The 8,304-nt window shown below is 68.1% G+C and carries 7 protein-coding genes and 1 pseudogene; 1 reads left to right on the top strand and 7 read right to left on the bottom strand.

The window, feature by feature from the left end:
* From mmsB to DBR34_RS03850, 5 genes are all read right to left on the bottom strand, one after another.
* The coding region (gene mmsB, locus DBR34_RS03870) for a 3-hydroxyisobutyrate dehydrogenase (protein ID WP_128095778.1) at positions 1 to 713 on the bottom strand (713 nt) is incomplete at its 3' end.
* Complete coding sequence (locus tag DBR34_RS03865) at positions 710 to 1,885, bottom strand: enoyl-CoA hydratase/isomerase family protein (RefSeq protein ID WP_128095777.1); 1,176 nt, start codon at positions 1,883 to 1,885, stop codon at positions 710 to 712. The genes DBR34_RS03865 and mmsB, both read right to left, overlap by 4 nt.
* A complete protein-coding gene (locus DBR34_RS03860) occupies positions 1,882 to 2,679 on the bottom strand; it encodes an enoyl-CoA hydratase (RefSeq protein WP_128095776.1) in 798 nt (265 codons plus the stop codon). The genes DBR34_RS03865 and DBR34_RS03860 overlap by 4 nt, the downstream gene beginning before the upstream one ends.
* On the bottom strand, positions 2,676 to 3,842 hold the full coding sequence (locus tag DBR34_RS03855; protein ID WP_128095775.1) for an acyl-CoA dehydrogenase family protein: 1,167 nt from the start codon (positions 3,840 to 3,842) through the stop codon (positions 2,676 to 2,678). Before DBR34_RS03855 ends, DBR34_RS03860 begins: the two co-directional genes overlap by 4 nt.
* A gap of 19 nt (positions 3,843 to 3,861) precedes the next feature.
* The gene (locus DBR34_RS03850) at positions 3,862 to 5,367 is read right to left on the bottom strand and encodes a CoA-acylating methylmalonate-semialdehyde dehydrogenase (protein WP_128095774.1); all 1,506 of its coding nucleotides are present in this window, start codon (positions 5,365 to 5,367) and stop codon (positions 3,862 to 3,864) included.
* 111 nt (positions 5,368 to 5,478) lie between these two features.
* Between DBR34_RS03850 and DBR34_RS03845 the strand changes: the two genes are divergently transcribed.
* Positions 5,479 to 6,849, top strand: coding sequence for a short-chain fatty acyl-CoA regulator family protein (locus tag DBR34_RS03845; protein ID WP_258223645.1), 1,371 nt, complete (start codon positions 5,479 to 5,481; stop codon positions 6,847 to 6,849).
* 212 nt (positions 6,850 to 7,061) lie between these two features.
* Here DBR34_RS03845 and DBR34_RS03840 read toward each other — a convergent pair whose 3' ends face one another.
* Positions 7,062 to 7,499, bottom strand: coding sequence for a hypothetical protein (locus DBR34_RS03840; RefSeq protein ID WP_128095772.1), 438 nt, complete (start codon positions 7,497 to 7,499; stop codon positions 7,062 to 7,064).
* 132 nt (positions 7,500 to 7,631) lie between these two features.
* Positions 7,632 to 8,304 (bottom strand): annotated as a pseudogene (locus tag DBR34_RS03835) (RpoH suppressor); the annotation flags it as partial.

The raw sequence follows: 8,304 nt of genomic DNA, 5'->3' as shown, positions 1-8,304 counted from the left end.
CCGCCGCTGTAGCCGCGCGAGGCGGGTGCATTTTCGAGCACGCCCGGCCACGGGTTGCATACCTCGGTAGCCCAGCTGCGCCCGGTGCTGACCGCCATCATCTGCGACAGCACTTTCGGATCCAGCCCGTGCGCGACACCGAGCGCGATCGATTCGCCGGTGACGGCCATGATCACGCCCAGCGCCATGTTGTTGCACAGCTTGGCCACCTGGCCCGCACCGCTGGCGCCCACGTGGAAGATGTTCTTGCCCATCGCCTGCAGGATCGGGCGCGCACGTTCGAGCGCGTCTTCCTCGCCGCCAACGATGAAGGTCAGCGTGCCGGCCTGTGCACCGGCAGTGCCACCGGACACCGGCGCGTCGAGCATCTGCAGGCCACGCGCCGCGGCCGCTTCGGCCACTTTGCGCGCGGTGGCCGGTGCGATGGTGCTGCAATCGATGACCAGCGCGCCGCCGGGAATGTCGCCAAGCAGGCCGTCATCGCCCAGGTACACGCCTTCGACGTGGCGGCTGGCCGGCAGCATCGAGATCACGATCTCGGCGTCGGCCAGGGTGTCCAGCGCCGAATGTGCGGCGGTGGCACCGGCGTCCACGGCGGCCTGCACAGCGGCAGGCACCAGGTCGAACACGCGCACGGCGTGGCCGGCCTTGGCCAGGTTGGCGGCCATCGGGCCACCCATGTTGCCCAACCCGATGAATGCAATACGGCTCATGCGTGGCTCCTTTCAGGGACGGGGGTGCCGAGGTCGGCCAGCGGATGTGCGGCATCCGACCACGGCGAAACGAAGAAGGTGTGGGCCCATTCGGCCGTGGCGTCCGCCAGCGTACGTGGCTGCCACTGCGGCGTGCGGTCCTTGTCGATCAGCAGCGCGCGGATGCCTTCGGCGAAATCGCCATGGGCGGCCGCGTGCAGCGCGGCGATGTATTCGATGCGGTAGACCTCGGCCAGCGTCGCGCCGGCGGCCAGGCGCTGCAGCTCGAACGCCAGCCGCGCCGAGCCGGGTGCACCGGCGGCCAGCGTGGCCTGCGCGGTCTGCAGCCAGGGGTCATCGGTCTGCAGCGCGCTGATGGCCGCGACGATGGCCGGCACGTCATCGCCGGTACACAGCGCGTCGATGGCCGCCGCATTGCGCAGCAGCGGGCCGGTGGCCGCGTCGCTGGCGTGCTGCTGCAGCAGCGCATCGAGCTGGTCATGGTTGCGCCTGGCGTCGTCGCTCCAGTGCACCTCGGTGAGCGCGTTGAAGACGGCCCCACGCTGCGCTTCTGCGATGTGGATGTCGGCCAGGCCGGCATAGATCGCGTCGCCCGCATTGAGTACCGCGCCGGTCAACGCCAGGAACAGGCCACCTTTGCCCGGCACGCGCGGCAGCAGCCAGCTGCCGCCCACATCGGGGAACAGGCCGACGGTGATCTCCGGGAACGCCAGTCTGGAACGCTCGCTGACCACGCGGTGGCTGGCGCCGGACATCAGGCCGATGCCGCCGCCCATCACGATGCCATGGCCCCAGCACAGGATCGGCTTGGGATAGGTGTGGATGGCGTAGTCGACGCGGTATTCCACGTCGAAGAATTCAGCCGCGTAGGCGTTGTCGCGGATGTCGGTCTTCTGCGCGTCGCGATAGTCGACCATGCTGCGATACAGACTGTGCAGGTCGCCGCCGGCGCAGAACGCCTTCTCGCCTGTGCCCTGCAGCACCACCAGCGCGATGCCGTCATCGTTGGCCCACGCATCCAGACGCTCGCGCAGCAGGTGCGCCATCGGCAGCGAGAACCCATTGAGGGTGCGCGCTGCGTTGAGCGTGGCAATGCCGATGCGCGTGCCGTTGGCGGCCGCGCGTTCTTCGAACAGCACCGGTGCCTCGTCGCTGGCGACCGGCGTGCTCATGCGTTCTTCCACTGCGGGGCGCGCTTTTCCAGGAAGGCGTTTACGCCCTCGGCCTGGTCGGCACGGTCGAACAGGTCCACGAAGGCCTCCCGCTCGGCCACCAGCGCCGAGGCGTGGGTGCCGCTGCGGGTGGCCTGCACGAGGATCTTGCAGGCGGCAATGCTGGACGGACTCTGCTTGCCGGCCTTGTGCGCCCATTCCAGCGCCAGGGCCTTGGCTTCGCCCTTGCCGACCTTCTCCTCGGCCAGGCCGATGCGCACGGCCGTGTCGGCATCGATGCGCTCGCCCAGCAGGATCATCCGCTTGGCCCAGCCCTCGCCCACCAGGCGCGGCAGGTTCTGGGTGCCACCGGCGCACGGCAGCAGGCCAACGGTGGCCTCCGGCAGCGCCACCTGGGCGTGTTCTTCGATAATGCGCAGGTCGCACGCCAACGCGCACTCCAGGCCACCGCCCATCGCGTAACCGTTGATCGCGGCGATGGACACACCCCGGAAGCCGGACAGCGCTTCGAACGCTTCACCGAACCGGCGCGCCGCTTCGCGGGCCGCGGCCTTGTCGCCGGAGGCGAACTGCTTGAGATCCGCGCCGGCCGAGAAGAACTTCTCGCCGCCGCCGGTGATCACCAGCGCGTAGATGCCGTTGTCGGCATTGAGCGCGCCCACCAGGTCGCGCAGCGCCGACAGGCTGTGCACGGTCCAGGTGTGGGCCGGCGGGTTGTCCAGCGTGACTACGGCAACATGGCCGTCGGCCTCGACCTTCAGGCCGGTGTGATCATGCGTGCGCCAGTCGATCATCGCAGTTCCTCGTCGGTATTGAGCAGGTGGCGGGCCACGATCACACGCATGATCTCGTTGGTGCCCTCCAGGATCTGGTGCACGCGCGAATCGCGCAGCAACCGTTCAATGGGGTATTCACGGATGTAGCCGTAGCCGCCGTGGATCTGCAGCGCGTCGTTGCAGATGGCGAAGCCGGCGTCGGTGGCGAAGCGCTTGGCCATCGCGCACCACACCGTGGCATCGCTGGCACCGGCATCCAGCTTGCGCGCGGCGCCGTGCACCATCTGCCGGGCGGCGACCAGCTGGGTGGCCATGTCGGCCAGCTTGAACTGCAGCGCCTGGAATTCGGACAGCGCCTTGCCGAACTGGCGGCGCTCGCCCATGTAGCGGCGCGCGGCGTCCAGCGCGCCCTGGGCGGCGCCCAGCGAGCACGCGGCGATGTTGATGCGGCCACCGTCCAGCCCCTTCATGGCCAGCTTGAAGCCGCTGCCTTCCTCGCCCAGCAGGTGGCTGACCGGCACGCGCACGTTTTCAAAGGTGATGCCGCGGGTGGGCTGGCTGTTCCAGCCCATCTTCTCTTCCTTGCGGCCATAGCTGATGCCGGGCAGGTCGGCCGGCACCGCGATCGCGCTGATGCCGCCTGCACCGGCGCCGCCGGTGCGCGCCATCACCACCAGCAGTTCGGTGGCACCGGCGCCGGAGATGAAGGCCTTGGCGCCATTGAGCACATAGTGGTCGCCGTCGCGCACCGCGCTGGTCTTCAGCGAGGCCGCGTCCGAACCGGCGCCCGGTTCGGTCAGGCAGTACGAGGCCAGCCTGGTGCCGGCCGCCAGGTCTGCGCCCCATGCGGCACGCAGGCTCTCCTGGCCCCACTTGGCCACCATCCACGAGGCCATGTTGTGGATGCTGACATAGGCCGCCGTGGACGGATCCACGTTGGCGAGCTCCTCGATGACGACGGCGGCGTCCAGACGGCTCAGGCCGCTGCCACCGACCTCGGGGTCCATGTACAGGCCACAGAACCCGAGTTCCCCTGCCTTGGCGATCGCCTCGCGCGGAAAGATGCCCTCCGCATCCCATCGCGCGGCGTGCGGCGCCAGTTCGGCCTGGGCGAAGTCACGCGCAGCCTCTCTATAGGCCTGCTGCGCTTCGTCGAGTTCCGTCGTCATCGAGTGGCTCATGGTCGAACTCCGTTGGTGCTTACTTCAGGCTGATGGTGGTGTTGACGCCATGACCCAGGGTCTCGTCGTCGAACCAACGCGAGGTGATGGTCTTGGTCTGGGTGTAGAACATCACCACCTGCTTGCCGTACGGGCCCAGGTCGCCGAGCTTGGAGGCGCGCGAACCGGTGAAGGAGAACAGCGGCACCGGCACCGGGATCGGCACGTTGATGCCCACCTGGCCAACGTCGATGTCTTCCTGGAACTTGCGGGCCGCCGCGCCGGACTGGGTGAACAGTGCGGTGCCGTTGCCGTTGGGGTTGGCGTTGATGAGTGCGATGGCGTCTTCCAGCGTGTCCGCTTCCAGGATCACCAGCACCGGCCCGAAGATTTCCTCGTCGTAGATGCGCATGCCCGGGGTGACGCCGTCGAAGATGGTCGGGCCCACGAAGTTGCCCTTCTCGAAGCCGTCCACCTGCGGGTTGCGACCATCCAGCACCAGCTTGGCGCCCTGCTCCACGCCCGAGGCGATCAGCGCTTCGACACGCTCGCGTGCGGCGCAGGAGATCACCGGGCCGACATCGGTGCCGGCAACGCTGCCACCGCTCACCTTGAGGGTCTTGGCCTTGGCCACCAGGTCCGGCACCCACTCACGCGCTTCGCCCACCAGCACCAGCGTGGAAGCGGCCATGCAGCGCTGGCCGGCCGCGCCGAAGGCGGCACCGACCATTGCGTTGAGGCTCTGCTCCTTGTTCGCATCCGGCAGCACCACGGCGTGGTTCTTGGCGCCCATCATGCACTGCACGCGCTTGCCGGCCAGCGAGGCGCGGTTGTACACGTGGGTGCCGACACGGGTGGAGCCGACGAAGGACACGGCCTTGATATCGGGGTGGTCGCAGATCGCGTTGACCACGTCTTCGCCGCCGTGCACGACATTCAGCACGCCCTTGGGAATGCCGGCTTCCAGCGCCAGTTCGACCAGGCGCATGGTGACCATCGGGTCCTGTTCGGACGGCTTGAGGATGAAGGTGTTGCCGGTGGCGATGGCCATCGGGAACATCCACAGCGGAATCATCGCCGGGAAGTTGAACGGGGTGATGCCCGCGCAGACGCCCAGCGGCTGCAGCAGGGTGTAGGTGTCCACGCCGTTGGCCACGTTGTTGGCCAGCTCGCCCAGCTGCAGGTTGCCGATGGCGGCCGCGTGCTCGACCACTTCCAGGCCGCGGAACACATCGCCTTCGGCGTCGGGCACGGTCTTGCCCTGCTCGGCCGACAGGATGTGGGCCAGCTCGCTCATGTGCTCGCGGATCAGCTGCTGGTACTTCAGGAAGATGCGGGCGCGGGTGCCGATCGGGGTCTTGCGCCAGGTCGTGAAGGCTTCCTTGGCCGAGGCGACGGCGGCGTCCACTTCGCTCATGGTGGCGAACGGCACCTGGGCCAGGACGTCCTGGGTGGCCGGATTGACCACGTTCTGCCAGTGCGAGCTGGCCGATTCGATGAACTGGCCATCGATCAACATGCGGATACGGGGCGCTGCAACAGTCATGGACAATCCCGGGGGGTCGAAAGTTGTTGGCATTATTCACAGAGCCTCGCTCGATTTCCGGGCTGTATACGCTTAATCTGGCCAATGCCCGCTACGATTCTTGTGAATTCTGTGAATAGCCAGCCCATCCACCGCCAGATCGGCCTGCGCCTGCTGAAGCTGCGCGAGCAGCGCGGCTACAGCCAGGTGGAGCTGGCCCGGGCGCTGGGGCTGTCGGCCAGCTACCTGAACCAGATCGAGCGCAACAAGCGCCCGCTGACGCCGGCAGTGCAGCAGAAGCTGCGCGAGGTATTGGGCGACGTTTCCGGGCTGTTCGACGTGGATGAGCCCGGCGCGTTGCAGGAAGCGTTGAGCGAAACCCTGCGCGACCTGGGCTTGGACGATGTGAGCAGCACCGAGCTGCGCGCCATGGCCGGCAACCTGCCGCAGGTGAGCCAGGCCCTGCTGGACCTGCACCGCCGCCACCTGGCGCTGCGCGAACATGCCGCCGCGCTGGAGTTCCAGCTGGGCGACGTGCATGCCGGGCAGGCGCTGCCCGCCGGCGACCAGGTGCGCGATTTCTTCAATCGCATGCACAACCACATTCCCGAGCTGGACGATCTGGCCGAGCAGCTGTTCGGCGAGTGGGGACTGGTGGCCGGGCACGTGGCGCCCCGGCTGCGCCAGCTGCTGGCCGACCGCCACGGGGTGCTGGTGGAAGTGGCGCCGCTGCAGGCCGGGCGCGAGAAGCGGGTCTACGACGGCGGCAGCCGCACGCTGTGGCTGCCCGATTACCTGGAGCCGGGCCAGCAGGCGTTCCAGATGGCGGCCGAGCTGGCACTGCTGGGCTATGCGGCGCAGATCGACGCGGTGATCGCACGCGCCGGTTTTCGCGAGCCGGAGCAGGTCGCGCAGGCGCGGATCGGCATGTCCAACTATTTTGCCGGTGCGCTGGTGATGCCGTATGCGCAGTTCCTGCGGGCGGCCGAGCACAGCAGTTATGACATCGATGCGCTGGCGCACCGCTTCGGGGTGGGCTTCGAAGCGGTGTGTCATCGGCTGAGTACGCTGGCGCGGCGCAGTGCGCCGGGCCTGCCGTTCTTCTTCATCCGCGTGGACCGGGCCGGCAATGTGTCCAAGCGGCACTCGGCCACCGACTTCCACTTCTCCCAGGTGGGCGGGTCGTGCCCGCTGTGGATCGTGTACGAGGCGTTCAACCAGCCCGGACGCGTGCTGACCCAGACCGCGCGCATGCCCGACGGACGCCGCCATTTCTGGCTGGCGCGACAGGTGAGCAGCGGCCCGATCGGGCATGGGCAACCGCGCAAGACCTTCGCGGTGGCGCTGGGCTGCGACCTGCAGCATGCCGAACGGCTGATCTACACGCGCGGGCTGGACATCCAGAGCCCGGGCAACTCGGTCTCCATCGGCCCGGGCTGCCGCGTATGCCCGCGCGAAGACTGCATGCAACGCGCGTTCGCGCAGCTGCCCGGCCGCGGGTAGCGTCGACCGTTGGTCGACTTGCCTCCGACGCTCGGAATGTTGGCCCCGATGCGGGGGTAGAGTCGACCGTTGGTCGGCTCTACGAGGCTCGGAATGTTGGCCCCGATGTGGAAAGCAGCCGACCAACGGTCGGCTCTACGAGGCTCGGAATGTTGGCTCCGATGTGGAAAACAGCCGACCAACGGTCGGCTCTACCGGGCGGGGTTTCCGCGCTAATCCCAGAACACCGAGAACACCTGGAATCCCTCGGTCGGTACCGGCGCCGCAGCATGCTGGCCATACGGCCAGCCTGCGCTGGCACCGTCCGATTCCAGGCCGTCCAGCCAGGACAGCACGGTAGGCTCGTCGGCGGAGGTGAGGATGTGGATGTTCTCCGCTGCCGGCCACTCGGCGTCGTCTTCCAGCGCCATGCCCCAGTCCTGGTGCAGGCCAACGTACACGCCCTGTACGTCCGGGCGTGCGGCGATGGCCTGGAAACGTGCGTACAGCTCGCGGATTGGCGGACGCCCGAACTCCCATTGGTTCGGCGCAATCGACTCTTCCTGGTCGTTGCCGGTGAAATACGCATCCAGCGGGACCACCGGCAGGTGGTCGGGGTCGAGCGCGTCGAGCTGTTCGAGTGTCTGCAGCAGTGCCGTGCGTGGGGTCATGCGGTTCCATCCGGGTAAGTGCGTTCGCCGGAAAGCATAAACCGGTAGAGCCGGCCGCTGGCCGGCTCCTCGCGATGCCTGCAGGTGGCGAGCAGCCGACCAACGGTCGGCTCTACCGGGCATGTACGGGACTCAGTAAATCGGCGTGACCTTCATCTGCGGCAACGGGCGCGGTGCGCCATCGGTGAGGTCGGGGCCGAGGTCTTCCCAGGCCTGGCCCTGTTCCACCATCAGCCGCCACAACTGCCGGGAGGCGCGCCGCTTGTCTTCCGAGCCCAGCCGGTACGACGGCGGCGGCGGGTCGCCGGTGGCCACGCTCTGGTACGCGTCACGCCAGGCGGCCACGCGCTGCGCCGGATCGTCGGTGCGCGCGATCTCCAGCGTGTAGCGCTGGTAGGCCGACGCCAGGTTGCGCCAGCGGATCCAGTAGTGGTTCTGGAAGGAGAACCCGCAGAAGCGCTCGCCTGCCACGCTGCCCTTGGCGGCGATGCGGCTCAGCACGTCCTGCGGCATGTCCAGGTTCATGCCGCCTTCGTCGCCCTGCAGCGACACGTGCACGATACGGTCGCGATAGCCCGGTGCACGCGCCTGGAGCACATCGCGCCAGTTCTGCATGGTCGATACGATCGAGAACAGAAAGCCGGACATCTCCGCCGCCGCCAGCGGCCGTGCAATGGCCTGGTAGCTGCGCTGCCAGCCTTGGCGGTTCTCGGTGGGCAGGAACACCGCCTGTTCAAGCTGCGCCCGCGCGCCATGCCTGCCGGCCTCCAGCACGCTCACCGCATCGGCATGGCGCGGATACACC

The sequence above is a fragment of the Stenotrophomonas sp. HMWF003 genome (assembly GCF_003061285.1).
Classification (GTDB): Bacteria; Pseudomonadota; Gammaproteobacteria; order Xanthomonadales; family Xanthomonadaceae; genus Stenotrophomonas; species Stenotrophomonas maltophilia_AP.
This window is presented reverse-complemented; position numbering and strand designations above follow the sequence as displayed.

Excerpts from the sequence above, each read along its gene's own strand:
- DBR34_RS03840 (WP_128095772.1), bottom strand. The coding sequence starts at position 7,499 with ATGACCCCACGCACGGCACTGCTGCAGACACTCGAACAGCTCGACGCG.
- DBR34_RS03865 (WP_128095777.1), bottom strand. The coding sequence starts at position 1,885 with ATGAGCACGCCGGTCGCCAGCGACGAGGCACCGGTGCTGTTCGAAGAA.
- DBR34_RS03855 (WP_128095775.1), bottom strand. The coding sequence starts at position 3,842 with ATGAGCCACTCGATGACGACGGAACTCGACGAAGCGCAGCAGGCCTAT.
- DBR34_RS03860 (WP_128095776.1), bottom strand. The coding sequence starts at position 2,679 with ATGATCGACTGGCGCACGCATGATCACACCGGCCTGAAGGTCGAGGCC.
- DBR34_RS03850 (WP_128095774.1), bottom strand. The coding sequence starts at position 5,367 with ATGACTGTTGCAGCGCCCCGTATCCGCATGTTGATCGATGGCCAGTTC.